Source organism: Salmonella enterica subsp. enterica serovar Typhimurium str. LT2, from assembly GCF_000006945.2.
GTDB lineage: Bacteria > Pseudomonadota > Gammaproteobacteria > Enterobacterales > Enterobacteriaceae > Salmonella > Salmonella enterica.
In genome coordinates this window covers 4,227,233-4,247,845 of sequence record NC_003197.2, presented here as the reverse complement: position 1 = coordinate 4,247,845, position 20,613 = coordinate 4,227,233, and the positions used below count along the sequence as shown (strand labels likewise).

The window sequence follows — 20,613 nt, the reverse complement described above, 5'->3', positions numbered from 1 at the left end:
CAATGTCGAAACAAGGAGCAAACCATGCAGGTCAGCAGAAGGCAGTTCTTTAAGATCTGCGCTGGCGGTATGGCAGGCACCACGGCGGCGGCACTGGGCTTCGCGCCCGGCGTAGCGCTAGCGGAAACACGGCAATATAAACTGCTGCGCACCCGCGAAACCCGTAACACCTGCACCTACTGTTCCGTTGGCTGCGGGCTGTTGATGTACAGCCTCGGCGACGGTGCGAAAAACGCCAAAGCATCTATTTTCCATATCGAAGGGGACCCGGATCATCCGGTAAGCCGTGGCGCGCTGTGCCCGAAAGGGGCCGGTCTGGTGGACTTTATCCACTCTGAAAGCCGCCTGAAATTCCCGCAATACCGCGCGCCGGGTTCAGATAAGTGGCAACAAATCAGTTGGGAAGAAGCGTTTGACCGCATCGCTAAACTGATGAAGGAAGATCGCGACGCCAACTATCAGGCGCAGAACGCCGAAGGCGTTACCGTTAACCGCTGGCTCACCACCGGGATGCTGTGCGCTTCCGCATCCAGTAACGAGACGGGTTATTTAACGCAAAAATTCTCCCGCGCGCTGGGTATGCTCGCGGTCGACAACCAGGCGCGTGTCTGACACGGACCAACGGTAGCAAGTCTTGCTCCAACATTTGGTCGCGGTGCGATGACCAACCACTGGGTCGACATCAAGAACGCCAACCTCGTCGTGGTGATGGGCGGTAACGCCGCAGAAGCTCACCCGGTCGGGTTCCGCTGGGCGATGGAAGCCAAAATTCACAACGGCGCGAAGCTGATTGTGATCGATCCGCGCTTTACGCGTACCGCGTCGGTGGCCGATTTCTATGCGCCAATACGCTCTGGTACTGACATTGCCTTCTTGTCAGGCGTGATGCTGTATCTGCTGACCAACGAAAAATACAACCGTGAATACACCGAGGCCTATACCAATGCCAGCCTGATCGTGCGTGAAGATTTTGGCTTCGATGATGGTCTGTTCACTGGCTATGACGCCGACAAGCGTCAGTACGATAAAACCAGTTGGCACTATGAGCTGGACGAAAACGGTTTTGCCAAACACGATACGACACTGCAACACCCGCGCTGTGTCTGGAATCTGTTGAAACAGCATGTCTCACGCTACACGCCGGACATGGTAGAAAATATCTGCGGTACGCCGAAAGCGGACTTCCTGAAAGTGTGCGAGTACATTGCAGAAACCAGCGCAAAAGATAAAACAGCGTCGTTCCTGTACGCGCTGGGCTGGACGCAGCATTCCATCGGTGCGCAGAACATCCGTACTATGGCGATGATCCAGCTTCTGCTCGGTAACATGGGGATGGCGGGCGGCGGCGTTAACGCCCTGCGCGGTCACTCCAACATTCAGGGACTGACCGACTTAGGACTGCTGTCGCAAAGTCTGCCGGGCTATCTGACGCTGCCGAGCGAAAAACAGACCGACCTGCAAACCTATCTGGCTGCCAATACGCCGAAGCCATTGTTGAAGGATCAGGTCAACTACTGGGGCAACTATCCGAAATTCTTCGTCTCGATGATGAAGGCCTTCTTTGGTGATAAAGCGACAGCGGAAAATAGCTGGGGCTTCGACTGGCTACCGAAGTGGGACAAAGGGTACGATGTACTGCAGTACTTCGAGATGATGAAACAGGGCAAGGTCAACGGCTATATCTGCCAGGGCTTTAACCCGGTGGCCTCATTCCCGAACAAAAACAAAGTGGTCGCATCGCTTTCCAAACTGAAGTACCTGGTGACTATCGATCCGCTCAACACCGAAACGTCCACCTTCTGGCAAAACCACGGTGAGTCGAACGACGTTGATCCCGCAAAAATCCAGACCGAAGTGTTCCGTCTGCCTTCCACCTGTTTTGCCGAGGAAAATGGTTCCATCGTTAACTCCGGTCGTTGGTTACAGTGGCACTGGAAGGGCGCGGACGCCCCGGGAATTGCCATGACCGACGGCGAAATCCTCGCCGGTATCTTCTTACGCCTGCGTAAGATGTACTCTGAACAGGGCGGCGCCAACCCGGAACAGGTGCTGAATATGACCTGGAACTACACCAAACCATACGAACCCGCCTCTGAAGAAGTGGCGATGGAAAGTAACGGTAAAGCGCTGGCCGATCTTATCGATCCGGCAACCGGCGCGGTGGTGGTGAAGAAAGGCCAACAACTCAGTTCGTTCGCGCAACTGCGCGATGACGGTACGACGTCCAGCGGCTGCTGGATTTTCGCCGGTAGCTGGACGCCGGAAGGCAACATGATGGCGCGTCGTGATAACGCCGACCCGTCTGGTCTCGGCAACACGCTGGGCTGGGCATGGGCATGGCCGCTTAACCGCCGCATCCTCTATAACCGCGCCTCCGCCGATCCGCAGGGTAATCCCTGGGACCCGAAACGTCAGCTACTGAAATGGGAAGGCGGAAAATGGGCCGGATGGGATATTCCGGACTACAGCGCCGCCGCGCCCGGCAGCGACGTCGGACCGTTTATCATGCAGCCGGAAGGGATGGGTCGCCTGTTTGCTATCGATAAGATGGCGGAAGGGCCGTTCCCGGAACACTACGAGCCGTTTGAAACGCCGCTGGGCACTAACCCGCTGCACCCGAACGTTATCTCTAACCCTGCCGCCCGTATCTTTAAAGACGATGCCGACGCGCTGGGTAAAGCGGATAAGTTCCCGTATGTCGGAACTACTTACCGTCTGACCGAGCACTTCCACTACTGGACCAAGCACGCGTTGCTTAACGCTATCGCCCAGCCGGAACAGTTTGTGGAAATTGGCGAGAAGCTGGCGAATAAGCTCGGTATCGCGCATGGCGATACCGTGAAGGTCTCCTCGAACCGCGGCTATATCAAAGCCAAAGCGGTGGTGACCAAGCGTATTCGCACGCTGAAAGCGGACGGCAAGGATATCGATACCATCGGTATTCCTATTCACTGGGGCTACGAAGGCGTGGCGAAAAAAGGCTTTATCGCCAATACGTTAACGCCTTTCGTCGGTGATGCGAACACGCAAACGCCGGAGTTTAAATCCTTCCTTGTGAACGTGGAAAAGGTGTAACGGAGACGACCTATGGCTTATCAATCGCAAGACATCATTCGTCGTTCCGCCACTAACGGTTTCACCCCCGCGCCCCAGGCGCGGGACCACCAGGAAGAGGTGGCGAAACTCATCGACGTCACCACCTGTATCGGCTGTAAAGCGTGTCAGGTGGCGTGCTCCGAGTGGAACGACATCCGTGATGAAGTGGGCAATAACGTCGGGGTGTATGACAACCCGGCGGACTTAACCGCGAAATCCTGGACGGTGATGCGCTTCTCGGAAGTGGAACAGAACGACAAACTGGAGTGGCTGATCCGTAAGGATGGCTGTATGCACTGCGCCGATCCAGGCTGCCTGAAGGCCTGTCCGGCGGAAGGGGCGATCATTCAGTACGCTAACGGTATTGTCGACTTCCAGTCCGAGCAGTGTATCGGCTGCGGCTACTGTATCGCTGGCTGCCCGTTCAACGTGCCGCGCCTCAACCCGGAAGACAACCGCGTCTATAAATGTACGCTGTGCGTTGACCGCGTGACCGTCGGGCAAGAACCGGCCTGCGTGAAGACCTGTCCAACCGGCGCCATTCATTTTGGCTCGAAAGAGGATATGAAAACGCTGGCGGGCGAGCGTGTGGCGGAACTAAAAACCCGTGGTTATGACAACGCGGGTCTGTACGATCCGGCGGGAGTAGGCGGTACGCATGTCATGTACGTGCTGCATCATGCCGACAAGCCGAATCTGTATCACGGTCTGCCGGAAAACCCGGAAATCAGCGAAACCGTTAAGTTCTGGAAAGGCGTCTGGAAACCGCTCGCCGCGTTCGGTTTTGCCGCGACCTTTGCCGCCAGCGTCTTCCACTATGTCGGCGTCGGCCCGAACCGCGCGGAAGAGGAAGATGACAACCTGCATGAAGAGAAAGACGAGGTGCGCAAATGAAACGACGTGACACCATCGTGCGCTATACGGCGCCGGAACGCATCAACCACTGGATCGTCGCTTTCTGCTTCGTGCTGGCGGCGGTGAGCGGGCTGGGCTTTTTATTCCCATCCTTCAACTGGTTGATGCATATCCTGGGCACCCCGCAACTGGCGCGAATTCTGCACCCGTTTGTGGGCGTGGTTATGTTTGCCTCGTTCATCATCATGTTTTTCCGTTATTGGCACCACAATCTAATCAATCGGGATGATATCTTTTGGGCGAAGAATATTCGTAAGATCGTCGTCAACGAGGAAGTGGGTGACACCGGGCGTTATAACTTCGGTCAGAAATGCGTATTCTGGGCGGCGATTATCTTCCTGGTGCTGCTGCTGGTGAGCGGGGTAATTATCTGGCGTCCGTACTTTGCGCCTGCTTTCTCAATCCCGGTGATCCGATTCGCGTTAATGTTGCATTCTTTTGCCGCAGTAGCGTTAATTGTGGTTATCATGGTGCATATCTACGCCGCCCTTTGGGTGAAAGGCACCATTACCGCGATGGTGGAAGGCTGGGTAACCCGGTCGTGGGCGAAGAAACATCACCCGCGCTGGTACCGAGAAGTCCGCAAGACAACGGAAAAAGAAACTGAATGAGTATTCGCATAATCCCGCAAGATGAGCTGGGGTCGAGCGAGAAACGTACGGCGGATATGATTCCGCCGTTATTGTTCCCCCGACTCAAAAACGTCTACAACCGCCGCGCCGAACGTCTGCGCGAGCTGGCTGAAAATAACCCGCTGGGCGATTACCTGCGCTTTGCCGCGCTTATCGCGCACGCGCAGGAAGTGGTGCTGTACGACCATCCGCTGGAGATGGATCTGACCGCACGTATTAAAGAAGCGAACGACCAGGGCAAGCCGCCGCTGGATATCCACGTGCTGCCGCGTGATAAGCACTGGCAAAAACTGCTGCATTCGTTAATTGCCGAGCTAAAACCCGAGATGAGCGGCCCCGCGCTGGCGGTGATCGAGAACCTGGAGAAAGCCTCAGAGCAGGAGCTGGAGCAGATGGCCAGCGCGCTGTTTGCCTCGGATTTTGCCTCCGTCAGCAGCGATAAAGCCCCCTTTATCTGGGCCGCGCTCTCCCTTTACTGGGCGCAAATGGCCAGCTTGATTCCAGGCAAAGCCCGCGCGGAATACGGTGAAGCGCGCCAGTATTGCCCGGTGTGCGGTTCGATGCCGGTCTCCAGCATGGTGCAGATCGGCACCACGCAGGGGCTGCGTTATCTGCACTGTAACCTGTGCGAAACCGAATGGCATGTCGTGCGCGTAAAATGCAGTAACTGCGAACAGAGCCGCGACTTACACTACTGGTCGCTGGAAAATGAGCAGGCTGCGGTGAAAGCCGAAAGCTGCGGCGATTGCGGGACTTACCTGAAGATTCTCTATCAGGAAAAAGACCCGAAAGTAGAAGCAGTGGCCGACGACCTCGCCTCGCTGGTGCTGGACGCGCGCATGGAACAGGAGGGCTTCGCCCGCAGTTCCATCAACCCGTTCCTGTTCCCGGGGGAAGGGGAATAAGTTCTCTGGTATACCGGCTAGCAATCTACGTTAGCCGGATCATTGCTCAATAACGCAATGCTTGTATAACGTTTCTCGGGTCGTTGGCAATGGCGCGAAGTAACGCTTTGGCTGGCCCTGTCGGTGAACGTCTTCCTTGCTCCCAGTTGCGCAGCGTATCCACGTTGACCGAAATCAGCTCTGCAAACTTAGATTGCGACAACCCAGATGCCTGCCGTATTTCTTTAATCTTCATTGCATCAATATGAAAGGTACGAGAAGGTTCACGGGTCCCTTCAATGATTTCATTCATTTGAGACATACTTTGAGTTAATCGCTCAAATAACACTTTATCCATCTACCACCTCTCATTCAGCATACGAAGCACCGCTTTTTCCTGCGGCGTGAGATCATCTTTAATGCCTTTTTGATAAATCAGAAGCAAGCGAATCTCATACCGTTGACTACGGTGAAAATAGATAATTCGCACGCCACTACGCTTTCCTTTGCCTCGCGCTCCCCAGCGCATTTTTCTCAGGCCGCCCGTTTCCTGAATGACATCACCACAATCTGGATGCTGAGCCATAAAAACCTGAAGCTTATGGTATTCATCATCATCGAGCAGTTTTTTAACATCTTCAGTAAAGAGTTCCGTTTCTATAAATTGCATATTCCATACGCCATTGGCTTATAGTAGTGAAAATAATCTATACGTCAATGGCGTATAGCATCATCGTTTCACAGTACAAAAATTAAAAACCCAGCGCCAACCGCATTCCATTTTTTGCGAACCTCTATCCAGAATCATTATCCCCTCGTTTCACCACTTTCCATCCCCAACGAACCAGGTTATAAACTGTACATACATACAGTCAAAGGAGCGTTATATGCCACTGGAAAAAGGAATTGCCGAACTGGTCGCTGGGTTTATCGCCGCGGGCCGCCCCTCTTCTCGCGAACAGAATATTGATGACCGGAGGGCGGGCTACATCGCCAGCACGACACTGGCAGGAGAAACAGAAACCCGCGTCCAGGTTGAAGATATTGAACTCGATGCCATGACGTTTCGCGTGGTTTCGCCGCTCAATGCCACAGGGAAATTACCCTGCATCATTTATTATCATGGTGGCTGCTTTGTCAGCGGCGGTTTTGCCACTCACGATAACCAGTTAAGGCAGTTAGCTTTTTACAGCCGTTGTCGCGTGATTGCGGCACAGTACCGACTTGCACCAGATCACACCTTCCCGGCCGCACATAACGATGCCGAAACCGGAGCCAATACTATCTGGAAATATGCCCAGAAACTGGGGATAGATCGCGAGAACATTACGCTTGCTGGTGACAGCGCGGGTGGGCATCTGGCGCTGGTCACCGCGCTACGCCTGAAAGCCGCCCGTCAATGGCAACCTGCACAGCTGATTCTGATCTACCCCATGCTGGACGCAACCGCCAGGTTTGCGAGCTACACCTGTAATGGGCTGGATTACATTATCACGCGTGACACGCTGCTTTCAGGCTACGAGATGTATATGCCGCGAACCGATCCACTGCATCCTGAAGCCAGTCCGCTCTGGCGTGAGGACTTCGCCGGACTGCCATCCACGCACATCATTACTGCCGAATTCGACCCACTGCGCGATGAGGGCGAGGCCCTGTATCAACGGTTCCAGGAACAGGGTGTGGAATGTACTTGCCAGCGCTATCTCGGTGTCATCCATGGCTTTTTCCAGCTCGGAGGCGTGAGCCAGGCGGCACGAAGCGCCATGCGAGATGTGGCCTGGCGTGTTGTAAGTCCATCAACAGGCAAAATGACCTAAAATTCAATTTTGTTTTCAACTTGAAAACTGGATAACGTTGCGCTAAATTGTTTTCAGGTTGAAAACTTTGTAATGGAACTACATTGTGCATGTTATCAGCCGAAAACCGTTCAATGAAGCGATGCTCATGTATCCAAACCATGAGCTTGCTCTCACTGAGTTGCTGAATGTTCTGGAGAAAAAAACATTCACTCAGCCTGAAGAGATGAAGCGGTATATTCCTTCACTGGATAATTTTAAGTACAGAGATAAATGGTGGGTGATTGATGTTTCTGGTAACAGCCTGAGACTCATTTCCTACATAGATTTCAGGTTACATAAGATATTTGTGAAACATATCGTTTCCCATGCCGAATATGACAAACTGACCGCATACTATCGGGGTAATAAAGAATGAGAACTCATCGTCAGATGGATGCAACCAGCGCAAAAAAGATCGTTGATACCTTCAGCGATGCGGTAAAAACCGTCCCACTGATGGGGGAAGACCGAAATGACAATGAGTATCGCAGGGCACTAGCGCTAGTGGAGTTTCTGGTCGACCACGACGATCTTGAAAACCCACTATTTGAATTGCTCTGTGCCCGAATCAGTGAATACGAAAAACATGCGCCGGAATTCAAAGCACTCAACCAACACCTGGAGAAAACGCCCCCTGGCGTTTCAGTATTGCGAACGCTCATGGATCAATACGGTCTCAAAGCAGCAGATCTTGCCAACGAACTTGGTTCTAAATCGAACGTCAGCAACATCTTAAATGGCCGCAGAGCACTAACGGTTAATCATATTAAAGCGCTTACACAACGCTTCAAACTACCAGCAGATGCCTTCATCGAGTAGTTGGATATGTCCAGCTACTCCTCCTCATTCCCGCCCTCTTCATACGGGCCGAACGGTTTCGCAGGTAGTACGATATAAATGCCTTCGAAAATTGCTCCGGCGGTCTCGCCGCCCAACAGTTCAACCTGCAACTGGACACGCGCTTTTTTACCCCGCGCCAGCCTGTCCAAATCACCGCTTAGCGACCCCAAATCAGCCACGGCGTTTGGCTTTCCGCTAATGGGTTTACTGTAGCGAATATGGGCGTCAGCAAGAATAATCGTCCCGCCCAGGTGGCGTTCACGGAGCATCAGCCAGATAAGTCCCCATCCGGTCAGCGTCGCCAGGGAGAACAGGCTGCCGGCAAACACCGTGTGATGCGGATTTTGATTACCGGTTTCCGGCATCGTGGTGATAAATTTTTGCCCGGTGTACTGCTGAATGCGCACCCCCATCTTTTCACTCAATGGAATGTGCTCATACCAGGCCTGCTGAAGCTGCCCGCACCAGTCGCCGCGATGCAGGATATCATCCAGCGATGCTACCGGTTTAATCATCAGAAAATGGCGGATTGGCGTGGTTGTGGGCGTAGTAATCTCCCCCTGATTGACAAACCCGAGTTTGGCAAAGAACTCAACCGCATCTTCGCGCGCACTGCAGGTGACGCGCTTAACGCCTTCCTGGCGGGCAACAGACTCCAGGGTCATCGCCATTAATGTCCCCAGCCCTTTATCCTGTACCGAGGGATGTACAGCCATAAAACGGATAGACGCCTCGTTATCTGCATTGATATAAAGGCGGCCCACTGCAACTAAATTTCCTTCTTCGTCCACCACCATTTGATGGTGCGCCAACGCATCCCAGCCATCCCGTTCCGACCCTTTCGGCTGGTGCAGCGGTTTACGCAGCATCTCCCAGCGAAACTGGTAGTAACGTTCTAATTCTTCTTCTGTTTGCGGAACTCGAAGGTGATACATAGCCGTACTCTCTCTTGTTATCCGCGGCCACGCCGGAAGCTGACTCATACCTGGAGCCAGAATGTCACGGGGCCGTCATTAACCAGCTCAACCTGCATATCGGCAGCGAAGCGTCCGGTTTGCGTGTTTATCGCCTGCTGGCGGCAGCGCTCGACAAAATATTCATAAAGCGCCTGCGCGCGATCCGGCGCAGCCCCGCCGGAAAAGCTTGGCCGCATACCGCGCTCGGTATCTGCCGCCAGCGTAAACTGCGACACCACCAGCACGCTGCCGCCAGCCTGTTGTACATTCAGATTCATCTTGCCGTCAGCATCGCTGAAGATACGGTATCCCAGCACGCGCTCGCACAGACGATTCGCTTTTTGTTCGTCATCTTCTTTTTCGACACCCAATAACACCAAAAGTCCTGGGCCGATTTTACCCGTCACCTCGTCCTCCACGGTGACGCTGGCACGGGTTACGCGTTGAATTAATGCAATCATGGTTGGTCAGCTTCTTCTTGTTCTGCGGCTTGTTTGAGTTTTCGGTATTCCCCGAGAGTGACAGTTATTTCTGCGCCAAGCAAGACTATACACCAGGTCCAGTATACCCAGACAAACAGGATAGGGATCACTGCCAGTACGCCATAAATGAGCTGATATGACGGGAACATGGTGATATAAAGCGCGAAACCTTTCTTTCCGGCCTCGAACAGCAACGCTGCGACAAACGCGCCGACAAGGGCGTCACGGTTCGGTACGCGAGTCGTTGGGACAATACTGTAAAGTAACCAGAATGAGATCCACGAGAGCAGCAGCGGAAGGATGTGCAATACATTGTCGATGACCGTATTCAGATCGCTGGCCCAGCGTAAAGAAAGCAGGTAGGAGCTGATCGCCAGGCTGACGCCAGCGAGAAGCGGGCCGAGCGTGAGGATCATCCAGTACACCGCAAAAGAGTACACTTTTGGCCGTGTGCGTTTGCTGCGCCAGATAGTGTTTAAGGCGCTATCAATGGCGTACATCAACAGCAATGCCGTCACAATCAGTCCACAGGCGCCCACCGCCGTCATTTTGTTGGAATTAGCGACAAACTGCTCAATATAGCGCTGAATCACGTCTCCGGTGGCTGGCATAAAGTTAGCAAAAATAAAATGGCGTAACTGAATGCTGACATCAGAAAACATCGGAAAAGCAGCGAAAAGGGCAAAAACGACGGCAATAAGCGGTACTAAGGAGAGTAATGAGACATAGGCGAGGTTTCCCGCCAGAGTCGTCATATTATCCTCATCGATACGCTGCCATAATAGCTTGAGCCAGGCCCGAACAGGGCGCGTATGGCGTCCAGCTTTTTGGTGAACGGTTTTTAGCATAACAGCTTCGCGAAATAGTCAGGGATGGTGGCTTTATCCTTCACCAGAATACTGGTGATCCCCAACTGGTTGGCCCCTTCTATATTATCGGCATTGTCGTCGAAAAAGACCGCATCGGCAGCGGAAAAACCTTCTTTCTGCAGGACGTGCTGATAAATACGCGCTTCCGGCTTACGCATTCCCAAATCCTGCGATAAATAGATATGGTCGGCGGCAGCGCGCACCTCCGGGTATTCCTCCGGCCAGAAGTGGGTATGCAGTCGGTTAGTATTGGATAGCACCACCACGCGATGCCCCTGCTCGCGCAGTTTATGCATGATAGCAATCACCTCGGGCCGTAATCCGACAAATACCGCCTGCCAGCCGTGCGCAAATTGTTCATAACTGAGCGATAACGCCATTTCATGACAGAAAGCTTCAGCAAACGCTTCGTCCGTTATCTCACCGCGTTCATGTTGGTGAAAAGTCTCGCCCATCGTAAATTTTTGCTTCAGCGAAGCCAGCGGTACTCGACTCAGATCGCTCCACACACCTAATACGCGGTTAAAGTCGATGTCGACAATCACATTACCTAAATCAAAGATGTAGAGCATGTCATTCTCCTTGCTAACCGGGGATGAATAACTGTAGCGGGAAAGGAGAAGTTTGACTATGTATCCCTTTATAAATCAATTAACAAAAAGACAATAGAAACGCAGACGATGTTCAATATCGCCTGCATCACAGCGCCGTTTTATTGGCCGGATAAAGCGCTGACGCGACCCTCCGGCGCAAGGGCGCTTGTCACGCTGAAACGGCGTCGTCCAGCGAAGGACTCACCTGAACCACTTCGATTTGCTGGGATTGAAGTAAATTCTGTAATGCCGGACCGGGATACTCGTCCGTAAACAGAGCGGTAATCTGTGACACATTGCCGATCTCAACCGCCGCAGAAGCATGGTATTTCGTATGATCGGCGGCCAGCAAAATATGTCGCGAGTGGGCCATCATGGTTTTCACTACGCTGGCTTCGTTGACATCAAACTCCAGTAACGCGCCATCGCTCTCTATCGCGCCTACGCTGGTGACGAGATAGTCAGCCCGGAACCCCGCCACAAACGCCGCCGCGGATGGCCCGATAATGCCGCTATTATGCGGGCGCAGCGTGCCGCCAGGCACCATCACTTCAAAACGAGGGTTATTATAAAGAATGTGCGCGACGCGCAGGCTATTGGTGATAATGCGCAGATGATTATGGTTGAGCAGCGCGCGCGCCACCTGCTCAACCGTCGTTCCAATCGTGATAAATATCGTGGAGCCATCCGGAATATAGTCAGCCACGGCTTCCGCAATGGCTTTTTTCTCTTGCGTCCAGGAGACCTCTCGCTGCTCAAAGGCGGTATTGACCACACTGGACGCTCTGCCAGCGCCGCCGTGATGACGCGTAATCAGCCCCTGCTCGCTTAATTTACGAATATCGCGGCGAACCGTCTGGGTAGAGACCTCCAACAAACTGGCTAACTCATCGATATTCATATAGCCGCGCTCATCAATTAGCATTAACAGCCGATCGTGTCGCGGATTACCGGTCAGTTCGGTAAGACTCATGAGCATTCCTCTAAAAGCTTCCTACTGCTCATATTATACAAAAAGTGACAAGAAAGATCGGGTTTGCTCACAATCAGGGATACCCGCCCGGCCACCCGGGCGCGTACACTTCAGCGCGGCAACGCCGCTGGCGAATCTGACAGCCTCTTCGATGGCGTATCCGCTTGCCAGGCCAAATGCCAGTGCGCCATGAAAAACATCGCCCGCGCCAGTAGTATCCACCACCTCCACGGTAAAACCCGGTTGGTGGCGTACCGCCGCTTTTTCCAACCAGTTGCAGCCTTCACTGCCTCGCGTGACATAGACATGTCCATTTGTGAGCATTTGTGCTTTTTTTAGCGCATCAATGGCTTCGCTCATCCCCGTCAGGCGTGCCAGCCCTGGCTCGGAGAAGGCGGCGTGGTCGCTTAACGCCACCAGCTCGCTAATATCCTGCGGCGTAATATCGCCATCAAGAACAGTCATGACGCCAGCCTGACGCGCCAGCGTAAACGCCTGTTTTGCGCCGTCATGCCAGCGCACATCCGCCAACACCACATCCCACTGCGAAAAATCGATGTCGTTAAGCCAGTCGGCGTCAGGTAATAAATCCGGGCTGGGATAATTAACGATAATCCGCTCTCCTTTGGCATCCACCATAATCGCTGACTGCGACGACATGGCCTGCGTGTAGCGGCGGGTATAGCGGGTATTTACCCCCAGGGATTCCAGTTCCGCCAGCAGGCTGTTTCCGGTGTCGTCATCGCCCACACGGCCAATAAAGTCCACCTGTGCGCCCAATTTCGCCGCAGCCACGGCAGCGGTCGCCGCAGGCCCGCCGCCCACTTCCGTATAGCGCTTCGCCACATATTTACCCCCTTCTGTCGGTAATCCTTCCACGTAATAGATGCGATCCATCACGGTAATACCTACACAAGCAATACGAACCATGGTCATTCCTCAAGCATTTTCGATGTGCTCATTTTAATTTCACGAAATGTTTAAAAAGTGACGGCTGTCAATTTTTTGACTATAAATTACAAATACGATCACAAACAGACAGAAAAATGCTCATTAATGACAAAAAATGACACCACCGTGTTCAGGAGAACGATATGGCAGTTATAGCATTTATCGGGTTGGGACAGATGGGCTCCCCTATGGCGAGCAATCTGCTAAAGCAGGGCCATCAACTCAGCGTCTTCGATGTTAATCCCGACGCCGTACAGCGTCTGGTAGACAAAGGCGCGCAACCTGCAAGCAGCCCGGCTCAGGCAACCATCGGCGCTGAATTTGTTATCACCATGCTCCCGAACGGCGATCTGGTTCGTTCCGTTTTGTTTGGCGAGCAAGGCGTTTGTGAAACTCTTTCCCGTGAAGCGCTGGTCATTGATATGTCCACTATTCATCCGTTGCAAACCGATAATCTGATTGCCGACATGCAGAGCAAAGGGTTCAGCATGATGGATGTGCCGATAGGCCGGACATCCGACAACGCGATTACCGGCACATTGTTGCTGCTGGCAGGCGGTACGGCGGAGCAAGTAGAGCGTGCTACCCCTGTTCTGATGGCGATGGGTAATGAGCTGGTCAACACCGGCGGCCCGGGAATGGGTATTCGCGTAAAACTGATCAACAACTACATGAGTATTGCGCTAAATGCGCTCTCCGCCGAAGCCGCCGTGCTGTGTGAAGCGCTGGGGCTTTCCTTCGACGTGGCTTTAAAAGTGATGAGCGGCACTGCCGCAGGCAAAGGGCATTTCACCACCACCTGGCCGAATAAAGTGATGAAAGGAGATCTGTCTCCCGCCTTCATGATCGATCTGGCGCACAAAGATCTTGGCATCGCGTTGGATGTCGCCAATCAACTGCACGTACCGATGCCGCTCGGCGCCGCCTCCCGTGAAGTTTATAACCTGGCGCGGGCCGCAGGCCGCGGTCGGGAAGACTGGAGCGCCATCCTGGAACAGGTGCGCATCAGCGCCGGGCTGACCGCCAACGTAAAAAAGTAACGACTGTATAAAGGAAAATTGAATGAACAACTACACCATCAAAGACATTACGCGAGCGTCCGGCGGGTTTGCCATGCTGGCTGTCGATCAGCGCGAGGCGATGCGTTTAATGTTTGCTGCTGCTGGTGCGAAAACACCCGTTGCCGATAGCGTGCTGACGGATTTCAAAGTGAATGCGGCGAAAATTCTTTCCCCGTATGCCTCTGCCGTTCTGCTGGATCAGCAGTTCTGTTATCGCCAGGCCGTAGAACAAAACGCGGTCGCTAAAAGCTGCGCCATGATCGTCGCGGCGGATGATTTCATCCCGGGCAACGGTATTCCCGTTGATAACGTGGTCCTTGATAAAAAAATTAATGCGCAGGCGGTAAAACGGGACGGCGCGAAAGCCTTAAAACTGTTGGTGCTGTGGCGCAGCGACGAAGACGCGCAGCAGCGTCTGAATATGGTCAAAGAATTCAATGAATTATGTCACTCCAATGGTTTGCTGAGCATTATCGAACCGGTTGTACGTCCGCCGCGCTGCGGCGACAAGTTCGATCGCGAGCAGGCGATTATCGATGCGGCCAAAGAGCTGGGCGACAGCGGCGCCGATCTTTACAAAGTTGAAATGCCGCTCTACGGCAAAGGCGCACGTTCCGATCTTCTTACCGCCTCACAACGCCTGAATGGGCATATCAATATGCCGTGGGTCATCCTCTCTTCCGGTGTGGACGAAAAACTGTTCCCTCGCGCAGTCAGGGTCGCCATGGAAGCTGGCGCATCCGGGTTCCTGGCGGGACGCGCGGTCTGGTCATCAGTAATTGGTTTACCGGATACCGAGCTGATGCTACGTGATGTTTCCGCGCCTAAATTGCAACGTCTGGGCGAGATCGTCGATGAAATGATGGCAAAACGTCGTTAATACGAGGATGACAGAATGAAATGGTTTAACACGTTGAGCCACAACCGCTGGCTGGAGCAGGAAACCGACCGCATCTTTAATTTCGGTAAAAACGCCGTGGTGCCGACAGGCTTCGGCTGGCTGGGAAATAAAGGGCAAATCAAAGAAGAGATGGGCACCCATCTTTGGATCACGGCGCGTATGCTGCACGTTTATTCCGTGGCGGCGTCGATGGGCCGACCGGGCGCTTATGATCTGGTCGATCACGGCATCAAAGCCATGAACGGCGCGCTGCGCGATAAAAAATACGGCGGCTGGTATGCCTGCGTTAACGATCAGGGCGTGGTAGATGCCTCTAAACAGGGTTATCAACACTTCTTCGCCTTGCTGGGCGCGGCCAGCGCCGTCACGACCGGGCATCCTGAAGCCAGGAAATTGCTGGATTACACCATAGAAGTGATTGAGAAATACTTCTGGAGTGAAGAAGAGCAGATGTGCCTGGAGTCCTGGGATGAAGCCTTCAGCCAGACGGAAGACTACCGTGGCGGCAACGCCAATATGCACGCCGTCGAAGCGTTCCTGATTGTTTATGACGTTACCCATGACAAAAAATGGCTGGATCGCGCGCTGCGTATCGCGTCGGTAATTATTCATGATGTGGCGCGCAACGGTGATTACCGCGTCAATGAACACTTCGATTCACAGTGGAACCCTATCCGCGACTATAACAAAGATAATCCTGCCCACCGTTTCCGCGCCTACGGCGGTACGCCCGGTCACTGGATTGAGTGGGGCCGTCTGATGCTCCATCTCCATGCTGCGCTGGAGGCCCGCTTCGAAACGCCACCCGCCTGGCTGCTGGAGGATGCGAAAGGTCTGTTCCATGCCACTATCCGCGACGCCTGGGCGCCAGATGGCGCAGACGGCTTTGTCTACTCAGTCGACTGGGACGGTAAACCTATCGTACGTGAACGCGTGCGCTGGCCGATTGTGGAAGCGATGGGTACGGCCTACGCCCTCTACACCCTGACGGACGATAGCCAGTATGAAGAGTGGTATCAGAAATGGTGGGACTACTGCATTAAGTACCTGATGGACTATGAAAATGGTTCCTGGTGGCAAGAGCTGGACGCCGATAACAAAGTGACCACCAAAGTGTGGGACGGCAAGCAAGATATTTACCATCTGCTGCACTGTCTGGTCATTCCTCGTCTGCCACTGGCGCCGGGCCTGGCTCCGGCGGTCGCGGCGGGTCTCCTGGATATCAACGCGAAATAGGTCATGAGGATGGCAGCCATGCACAGCGGTGGAAAAACTATTCAGCTTAATGCGGGCCATTACCAGGCGAAAATCGTCACGGTTGGCGCAGGTCTGGCGGAACTGACCCATCATGGACGCCATGTGGTCATCCCGCATAAACCGGAAGAAATACCCATGGCGCATCTGGGGAAAGTATTGATTCCCTGGCCAAATCGCGTGACAAATGGCTGCTACTCCTATAACGGCAAGGTTTTCCAGCTTGCCGTTAACGACCCGGTTTCGCAGACCGCCATTCACGGTCTGTTAGCCTGGCGAGACTGGCAGATTAATTATCAGTCGGCGACGGAAGCGTCGCTAACGATTTTTCTGCCGCCCTCTTACGGCTATCCCTTTGCGTTGATATCGGAAGTGATTTATCGGTTAGATGCCGCCAGTGGGCTGCACGTATTGATTCGTACGCAAAACATTGGCGATGAATCAGCCCCTTATGGCGCGGGCGCGCATCCTTATTTGACTTGCAATCTGCAAAGCATCGATAGCTGTGTATTAACACTGCCTGCAAGCGAAGAATTGCCCGCAGGCAGGGATTTTTCCGCATCATGCCTGCTCGGCGAAACGCGCCTTGATCATGCGGTTAAGACCGCGACTACCCCGGCTGAGTGGGAGGTCAGACTTACCAGCCCAACGCAGAACATGTCCACATTTTTACGCAGCACCCAGCCCTGGTTACAGATCTATACCGGCGAAAAACTCAGCCGAAAAGGTCTCGCGGTAGAGCCTATGAGCTGCCCGCCCGATGCATTTAATTCCGGGATCGCACTGATTCATCTTGCCCCAAAAGCGATCCATCAACTGCATTTTTCCATCGGCTGCGACTAGCCCAAATGGATTACCGAATTACCCTACATTCACGGAGATTACAATGAATTCTCTACCACAACGGTCAACCGATTTTGAACTGACAACATCACAGGATGGTTTTGCGCTTAGCTGGCAACAGCGCCTGATTTTACGCCACAGCACCGAAAATCCCTGTCTGTGGATTGGCGCGGGCGTTGCCGACATTGACATGTTTCGCGGCAACTTTAGCATCAAAGACAAACTTAACGAAAAGATTGCATTAACGGAGGCCACCGTCAGCGAGCTACCTGACGGCTGGCTGGTACAATTCAGCCGTGGCGCAACAATTAGCGCCACCCTTCGCATCTCCGCCGATGAAGCGGGACGCCTGCAGCTGGATCTGCAAAACGACGACCTGCACCATAACCGTATCTGGTTACGTCTCGCAGCTAATCCAGACGACCATATCTACGGCTGCGGCGAACAGTTCTCTTATTTCGATTTGCGCGGCAAGCCGTTCCCGCTGTGGACCAGCGAACAGGGCGTTGGCCGTAATAAAACCAGCTATGTCACCTGGCAGGCAGACTGTAAAGAGAACGCCGGCGGCGACTATTACTGGACCTTCTTCCCGCAACCGACCTTTGTCAGCACGCAGAAGTATTACTGCCACGTCGATAATAGCTGCTATATGAATTTCGACTTCAGCGCGCCGGAGTATCACGAACTGGCGCTGTGGGAAGATAAAACTACGCTACGTTTTGAGTGTGCCGACACCTACATCGCCCTGCTGGAAAAACTGACTGCGCTGTTAGGTCGCCAGCCGGAGCTGCCGGACTGGGTTTACGACGGCGTCACGCTAGGCATTCAGGGCGGTACGGAAGTTTGCCAGCAAAAACTGGATACCATGCGCAACGCAGGCGTAAAAGTGAACGGTATTTGGGCGCAGGACTGGTCCGGTATCCGCATGACCTCCTTTGGCAAGCGCGTGATGTGGAACTGGAAGTGGAATAGCGACAACTATCCACAGCTGGATAGCCGTATCAAACAGTGGAAAGAAGAAGGCGTCCAGTTCCTCTCTTATATCAACCCATACGTCGCCAGTGATAAAGACCTCTGCGCCGAGGCGGCGAAACACGGCTATCTGGCGAAAGACGCCACGGGCGGCGACTATCTGGTCGAGTTTGGCGAATTCTATGGCGGCGTGGTCGATCTGACCAATCCTGAAGCTTACGACTGGTTCAAAGACGTCATCAAAAAGAGCATGATCGCGCTCGGCTGCAGCGGCTGGATGGCGGATTTCGGCGAATATCTGCCGACCGACACGTATCTGCACAACGGCGTCAGCGCCGAGATCATGCATAACGCCTGGCCTGCGCTCTGGGCGAAATGTAACTACGAAGCGCTACAGGAGACCGGCAAGCTCGGCGAGATCCTGTTCTTTATGCGTGCGGGTTACACCGGCAGTCAGAAATATTCCACCATGATGTGGGCAGGTGACCAGAACGTTGACTGGAGCCTTGATGATGGTCTGGCCTCTGTCGTGCCTGCGGCATTGTCGCTGGCAATGACCGGCCATGGTCTGCATCACAGCGATATCGGCGGCTACACCACCCTGTTTGACATGAAACGCAGCAAAGAGTTGCTGCTGCGCTGGTGCGATTTCAGCGCCTTTACGCCGATGATGCGCACCCATGAAGGCAACCGCCCCGGCGATAACTGGCAGTTCGACGGCGACGCGGAAACTATTGCCCACTTTGCCCGCATGACCACCGTCTTTACCACGCTGAAACCGTATCTCAAGCAGGCGGTGGCGCAAAACGCGGCTACCGGTCTGCCGGTCATGCGTCCGCTATTCCTGCATTACGAGAACGATGCCGCAACCTACACCCTGAAATATCAATATCTGCTCGGTCAGGATCTGCTGGTCGCGCCGGTTCACGAGCAGGGGCGTTGCGACTGGACGCTGTACCTGCCGGAAGATCACTGGGTGAATATCTGGACCGGCGAAGCTCACCACGGCGGTGAAATTACCGTGGATGCGCCCATTGGCAAGCCGCCGGTCTTCTATCGCGCGAAGAGCGAGTGGGCTTCACTTTTTGCTTCTTTACGGAATATCTAATACGGCTCGCCCGCAGGGAAACCTGCGGGCAGATGGAGAAGAATAATGAGTCAAACATCATCGAATCCGGCAACCCTACGCTTGCCGTTTAAAGAAAAACTTGCCTATGGACTGGGGGATTTAGGTTCTAATATCCTGTTAGATATCGGAACCCTCTATTTACTCAAATTTTATACCGATGTGCTGGGTTTACCAGGGACTTACGGCGGGATCATTTTCCTGATCGCCAAATTTTTTACCGCATTTACCGATATGGGTACCGGCATTATGCTCGACTCGCGGCGTAAAATTGGTCCGAAGGGCAAATTCCGCCCGTTCGTGCTTTACGCGGCATTTCCGGTAACGCTACTGGCGATTGCTAACTTTGTCGGCACACCGTTTGAGGTGACGGGAAAAACCGTCGTCGCAACGATGCTGTTTATGCTGTACGGGCTGGTTTTCAGCATGATGAACTGCTCGTATGGCGCGATGGTACCCGCGATTACCAAGAACCCGGATGAACGCGCCTCGCTTGCCGCCTGGCGTCAGGGCGGCGCCACTCTCGGCCTGCTGCTGTGTACCGTTGGCTTTGTGCCGGTCATGAACCTGATCGAAGGCAATGCCCAACTCAGCTATATTTTCGCCGCCACGCTATTTTCATTGTTTGGCCTGCTATTTATGTGGCTGTGCTACGCCGGCGTTAAAGAGCGCTACGTCGAAGTGAAACCTGTCGATAGCGCGCAAAAGCCTGGATTATTGCAGTCGTTCCGCGCCATCGCCGGTAACCGTCCGCTGTTTATTCTGTGTATCGCCAACCTTTGTACTCTTGGCGCCTTCAACGTCAAACTGGCGATTCAGGTTTATTACACCCAGTACGTTCTTAACGACCCGATCCTCCTCTCCTGGATGGGCTTCTTTAGCATGGGCTGTATTTTTATCGGCGTTTTTTTGATGCCCGGCGCTGTAAGGCGTTTTGGCAAGAAGAAAGTCTATATCGGCGGGCTGTTAATATGGGTGGCAGGCGATCTGCTCAACTACTTCTTTGGCGGCGGCTCGGTCAGTTTTGTCGCCTTCTCCTGCCTGGCGTTCTTCGGTTCCGCCTTCGTCAACAGCCTGAACTGGGCGCTGGTTTCCGACACGGTGGAGTACGGTGAATGGCGCACCGGCGTCCGCTCGGAAGGGACGGTTTACACCGGCTTCACGTTCTTCCGTAAGGTCTCCCAGGCGCTGGCAGGGTTCTTCCCCGGCTGGATGCTAACGCAAATCGGTTATATCCCGAATGTGGTGCAATCGGCAGGCACCGTCGAAGGCCTACGCCAGTTGATCTTTATTTATCCTTGCGTGCTGGCGGTCATCACCATTATTGCGATGGGCTGTTTCTACAACCTCAACGAGAAGATGTACGTGCGAATTGTGGAAGAGATTGAGGCCCGGAAACATACGGTTTAACAACAATAAAATATAAC

At 53.7% G+C, this 20,613-nt stretch carries 20 protein-coding genes and 19 other annotated features; of the genes, 13 read left to right on the top strand and 7 right to left on the bottom strand.

Translation table 11 applies throughout. The features are described 5' to 3' along the window. The first annotated feature begins 12 nt into the window (after positions 1 to 12). Positions 13 to 18: a ribosome-binding site (putative RBS for fdoG; RegulonDB:STMS1H003967), on the top strand. The 4 genes from fdoG to fdhE all read left to right on the top strand — a co-directional run bounded on the left by fdoG (position 13) and on the right by fdhE (position 5,548). Continuing rightward, the gene (fdoG, locus tag STM4037; protein ID NP_462917.1) for a formate dehydrogenase occupies positions 13 to 3,075 on the top strand. Within the gene, positions 25 to 3,075 belong to an annotated coding region; the region does not span the whole gene. Its footprint overlaps the feature before it by 6 nt. Next, positions 3,075 to 3,080: a ribosome-binding site (putative RBS for fdoH; RegulonDB:STMS1H003966), on the top strand. It overlaps the preceding gene by 1 nt. Beyond that, the gene (gene fdoH, locus STM4036; RefSeq protein ID NP_462916.1) for a formate dehydrogenase-O, Fe-S subunit occupies positions 3,075 to 3,990 on the top strand. Within the gene, positions 3,088 to 3,990 belong to an annotated coding region; the region does not span the whole gene. Its footprint overlaps the feature before it by 6 nt. The genes fdoG and fdoH overlap by 1 nt, the downstream gene beginning before the upstream one ends. Next, positions 3,976 to 3,981 (top strand) — a ribosome-binding site (putative RBS for fdoI; RegulonDB:STMS1H003965). It overlaps the preceding gene by 6 nt. Next, positions 3,976 to 4,622 (top strand): formate dehydrogenase, cytochrome B556 (FDO) subunit gene (gene fdoI / locus STM4035; protein ID NP_462915.1). Within the gene, positions 3,987 to 4,622 belong to an annotated coding region; the region does not span the whole gene. The genes fdoH and fdoI overlap by 15 nt, the downstream gene beginning before the upstream one ends. Further along, positions 4,602 to 4,607, top strand: a ribosome-binding site (putative RBS for fdhE; RegulonDB:STMS1H003964). Its footprint overlaps the gene before it by 6 nt. Next, the gene (fdhE, locus tag STM4034; protein ID NP_462914.1) for a putative formate dehydrogenase formation protein occupies positions 4,602 to 5,548 on the top strand. Within the gene, positions 4,619 to 5,548 belong to an annotated coding region; the region does not span the whole gene. The genes fdoI and fdhE overlap by 21 nt, the downstream gene beginning before the upstream one ends. 46 nt (positions 5,549 to 5,594) lie before the next feature. Here the strand turns inward: fdhE and STM4033 are convergent. Then, positions 5,595 to 5,849 carry a putative merR family bacterial regulatory protein gene (locus STM4033; RefSeq protein ID NP_462913.3) on the bottom strand — a complete coding sequence of 85 codons (255 nt, stop codon included), beginning with the start codon at positions 5,847 to 5,849 and terminating at the stop codon, positions 5,595 to 5,597. 558 nt (positions 5,850 to 6,407) lie between these two features. After that, positions 6,408 to 6,413 (top strand) — a ribosome-binding site (putative RBS for STM4032; RegulonDB:STMS1H003963). Here STM4033 and STM4032 point away from each other — a divergent pair. The 3 genes from STM4032 (at position 6,408) to STM4030 (ending at position 8,184) form a co-directional block, all read left to right on the top strand. Further along, the gene (locus STM4032) for a putative acetyl esterase (RefSeq protein NP_462912.1) occupies positions 6,408 to 7,344 on the top strand. Within the gene, positions 6,415 to 7,344 belong to an annotated coding region; the region does not span the whole gene. (Overlaps the previous feature by 6 nt.) A gap of 72 nt (positions 7,345 to 7,416) precedes the next feature. Then, positions 7,417 to 7,422: a ribosome-binding site (putative RBS for STM4031; RegulonDB:STMS1H003962), on the top strand. Further along, positions 7,417 to 7,741 (top strand): putative cytoplasmic protein gene (locus STM4031; protein ID NP_462911.1). Within the gene, positions 7,430 to 7,741 belong to an annotated coding region; the region does not span the whole gene. (Overlaps the previous feature by 6 nt.) Next, positions 7,723 to 7,728 (top strand) — a ribosome-binding site (putative RBS for STM4030; RegulonDB:STMS1H003961). It overlaps the preceding gene by 6 nt. Beyond that, positions 7,723 to 8,184, top strand: a protein-coding gene (locus tag STM4030; RefSeq protein NP_462910.3) for a putative cytoplasmic protein. Within the gene, positions 7,738 to 8,184 belong to an annotated coding region; the region does not span the whole gene. The genes STM4031 and STM4030 overlap by 19 nt, the downstream gene beginning before the upstream one ends. Before the next feature lie 14 nt (positions 8,185 to 8,198). On the opposite strand, the gene yiiD is transcribed toward STM4030, so the two are convergent. The 6 genes from yiiD to yihV all read right to left on the bottom strand — a co-directional run bounded on the left by yiiD (position 8,199) and on the right by yihV (position 13,019). Further along, positions 8,199 to 9,200 (bottom strand): putative acetyltransferase gene (gene yiiD / locus STM4029; RefSeq protein ID NP_462909.1). Within the gene, positions 8,199 to 9,188 belong to an annotated coding region; the region does not span the whole gene. Further along, positions 9,185 to 9,638 (bottom strand): D-Tyr-tRNA(Tyr) deacylase gene (gene yihZ, locus STM4028; protein NP_462908.1). Within the gene, positions 9,185 to 9,622 belong to an annotated coding region; the region does not span the whole gene. The genes yiiD and yihZ overlap by 16 nt, the downstream gene beginning before the upstream one ends. After that, positions 9,195 to 9,200: a ribosome-binding site (putative RBS for yiiD; RegulonDB:STMS1H003960), on the bottom strand. It overlaps the preceding gene by 6 nt. Further along, positions 9,619 to 10,502 (bottom strand): tRNA processing exoribonuclease BN gene (gene rbn / locus STM4027; protein ID NP_462907.1). Within the gene, positions 9,619 to 10,491 belong to an annotated coding region; the region does not span the whole gene. Before rbn ends, yihZ begins: the two co-directional genes overlap by 20 nt. Continuing rightward, positions 9,633 to 9,638, bottom strand: a ribosome-binding site (putative RBS for yihZ; RegulonDB:STMS1H003959). It overlaps the preceding gene by 6 nt. Further along, the gene (yihX, locus tag STM4026; protein NP_462906.1) for a putative enzyme occupies positions 10,485 to 11,096 on the bottom strand. Within the gene, positions 10,485 to 11,084 belong to an annotated coding region; the region does not span the whole gene. The genes rbn and yihX overlap by 18 nt, the downstream gene beginning before the upstream one ends. Continuing rightward, positions 10,497 to 10,502, bottom strand: a ribosome-binding site (putative RBS for rbn; RegulonDB:STMS1H003957). (Overlaps the previous gene by 6 nt.) Next, positions 11,091 to 11,096 (bottom strand) — a ribosome-binding site (putative RBS for yihX; RegulonDB:STMS1H003956). It lies within the gene yihX. A 178-nt stretch (positions 11,097 to 11,274) precedes the next feature. Further along, positions 11,275 to 12,089 (bottom strand): putative glycerol-3-phosphate regulon repressor gene (gene yihW, locus STM4025; RefSeq protein NP_462905.1). Within the gene, positions 11,275 to 12,078 belong to an annotated coding region; the region does not span the whole gene. After that, positions 12,084 to 12,089: a ribosome-binding site (putative RBS for yihW; RegulonDB:STMS1H003955), on the bottom strand. (Overlaps the previous gene by 6 nt.) A 22-nt stretch (positions 12,090 to 12,111) precedes the next feature. After that, the gene (gene yihV / locus STM4024; protein NP_462904.3) for a putative sugar kinase occupies positions 12,112 to 13,019 on the bottom strand. Within the gene, positions 12,112 to 13,008 belong to an annotated coding region; the region does not span the whole gene. Further along, positions 13,014 to 13,019 (bottom strand) — a ribosome-binding site (putative RBS for yihV; RegulonDB:STMS1H003954). Its footprint overlaps the gene before it by 6 nt. Before the next feature lie 141 nt (positions 13,020 to 13,160). Next, positions 13,161 to 13,166: a ribosome-binding site (putative RBS for yihU; RegulonDB:STMS1H003953), on the top strand. On the opposite strand from yihV, the gene yihU reads away from it, so the two are divergent. The 6 genes from yihU (at position 13,161) to yihP (ending at position 20,596) form a co-directional block, all read left to right on the top strand. After that, the gene (gene yihU / locus STM4023) for a putative oxidoreductase (RefSeq protein ID NP_462903.1) occupies positions 13,161 to 14,069 on the top strand. Within the gene, positions 13,173 to 14,069 belong to an annotated coding region; the region does not span the whole gene. (Overlaps the previous feature by 6 nt.) 10 nt (positions 14,070 to 14,079) lie before the next feature. Beyond that, positions 14,080 to 14,085 (top strand) — a ribosome-binding site (putative RBS for yihT; RegulonDB:STMS1H003952). Beyond that, positions 14,080 to 14,970 (top strand): putative aldolase gene (gene yihT, locus STM4022; protein ID NP_462902.1). Within the gene, positions 14,092 to 14,970 belong to an annotated coding region; the region does not span the whole gene. It overlaps the preceding feature by 6 nt. A gap of 3 nt (positions 14,971 to 14,973) precedes the next feature. After that, positions 14,974 to 14,979 (top strand) — a ribosome-binding site (putative RBS for yihS; RegulonDB:STMS1H003951). Continuing rightward, the gene (yihS, locus tag STM4021) for a putative isomerase (RefSeq protein ID NP_462901.1) occupies positions 14,974 to 16,227 on the top strand. Within the gene, positions 14,986 to 16,227 belong to an annotated coding region; the region does not span the whole gene. It overlaps the preceding feature by 6 nt. Beyond that, positions 16,225 to 16,230 (top strand) — a ribosome-binding site (putative RBS for yihR; RegulonDB:STMS1H003950). (Overlaps the previous gene by 3 nt.) Continuing rightward, positions 16,225 to 17,088 (top strand): putative aldose-1-epimerase gene (gene yihR, locus STM4020; protein NP_462900.3). Within the gene, positions 16,231 to 17,088 belong to an annotated coding region; the region does not span the whole gene. (Overlaps the previous feature by 6 nt.) Before yihS ends, yihR begins: the two co-directional genes overlap by 3 nt. Before the next feature lie 31 nt (positions 17,089 to 17,119). After that, positions 17,120 to 17,125, top strand: a ribosome-binding site (putative RBS for yihQ; RegulonDB:STMS1H003949). After that, positions 17,120 to 19,168, top strand: a protein-coding gene (yihQ, locus tag STM4019; protein ID NP_462899.1) for a putative alpha-xylosidase. Within the gene, positions 17,132 to 19,168 belong to an annotated coding region; the region does not span the whole gene. Its footprint overlaps the feature before it by 6 nt. Positions 19,169 to 19,200: 32 nt before the next feature. Beyond that, positions 19,201 to 19,206: a ribosome-binding site (putative RBS for yihP; RegulonDB:STMS1H003948), on the top strand. After that, positions 19,201 to 20,596, top strand: a protein-coding gene (gene yihP / locus STM4018; protein NP_462898.1) for a putative GPH family transport protein. Within the gene, positions 19,214 to 20,596 belong to an annotated coding region; the region does not span the whole gene. (Overlaps the previous feature by 6 nt.) The last annotated feature ends 17 nt before the right edge of the window (positions 20,597 to 20,613 follow it).

Coding starts and splice junctions, on each gene's coding strand:
- yihR (NP_462900.3), top strand. CDS start 16,231: ATGAGGATGGCAGCCATGCACAGCGGTGGAAAAACTATTCAGCTTAAT.
- STM4032 (NP_462912.1), top strand. CDS start 6,415: ATGCCACTGGAAAAAGGAATTGCCGAACTGGTCGCTGGGTTTATCGCC.
- yihP (NP_462898.1), top strand. CDS start 19,214: ATGAGTCAAACATCATCGAATCCGGCAACCCTACGCTTGCCGTTTAAA.
- rbn (NP_462907.1), bottom strand. CDS start 10,491: ATGCTAAAAACCGTTCACCAAAAAGCTGGACGCCATACGCGCCCTGTT.
- yihU (NP_462903.1), top strand. CDS start 13,173: ATGGCAGTTATAGCATTTATCGGGTTGGGACAGATGGGCTCCCCTATG.
- yihQ (NP_462899.1), top strand. CDS start 17,132: ATGAATTCTCTACCACAACGGTCAACCGATTTTGAACTGACAACATCA.
- STM4030 (NP_462910.3), top strand. CDS start 7,738: ATGAGAACTCATCGTCAGATGGATGCAACCAGCGCAAAAAAGATCGTT.
- STM4033 (NP_462913.3), bottom strand. CDS start 5,849: ATGTCTCAAATGAATGAAATCATTGAAGGGACCCGTGAACCTTCTCGT.
- yiiD (NP_462909.1), bottom strand. CDS start 9,188: ATGAGTCAGCTTCCGGCGTGGCCGCGGATAACAAGAGAGAGTACGGCT.
- yihV (NP_462904.3), bottom strand. CDS start 13,008: ATGGTTCGTATTGCTTGTGTAGGTATTACCGTGATGGATCGCATCTAT.
- fdoH (NP_462916.1), top strand. CDS start 3,088: ATGGCTTATCAATCGCAAGACATCATTCGTCGTTCCGCCACTAACGGT.
- yihZ (NP_462908.1), bottom strand. CDS start 9,622: ATGATTGCATTAATTCAACGCGTAACCCGTGCCAGCGTCACCGTGGAG.
- yihW (NP_462905.1), bottom strand. CDS start 12,078: ATGAGTCTTACCGAACTGACCGGTAATCCGCGACACGATCGGCTGTTA.
- fdoI (NP_462915.1), top strand. CDS start 3,987: ATGAAACGACGTGACACCATCGTGCGCTATACGGCGCCGGAACGCATC.
- yihS (NP_462901.1), top strand. CDS start 14,986: ATGAAATGGTTTAACACGTTGAGCCACAACCGCTGGCTGGAGCAGGAA.
- fdhE (NP_462914.1), top strand. CDS start 4,619: ATGAGTATTCGCATAATCCCGCAAGATGAGCTGGGGTCGAGCGAGAAA.
- yihX (NP_462906.1), bottom strand. CDS start 11,084: ATGCTCTACATCTTTGATTTAGGTAATGTGATTGTCGACATCGACTTT.
- yihT (NP_462902.1), top strand. CDS start 14,092: ATGAACAACTACACCATCAAAGACATTACGCGAGCGTCCGGCGGGTTT.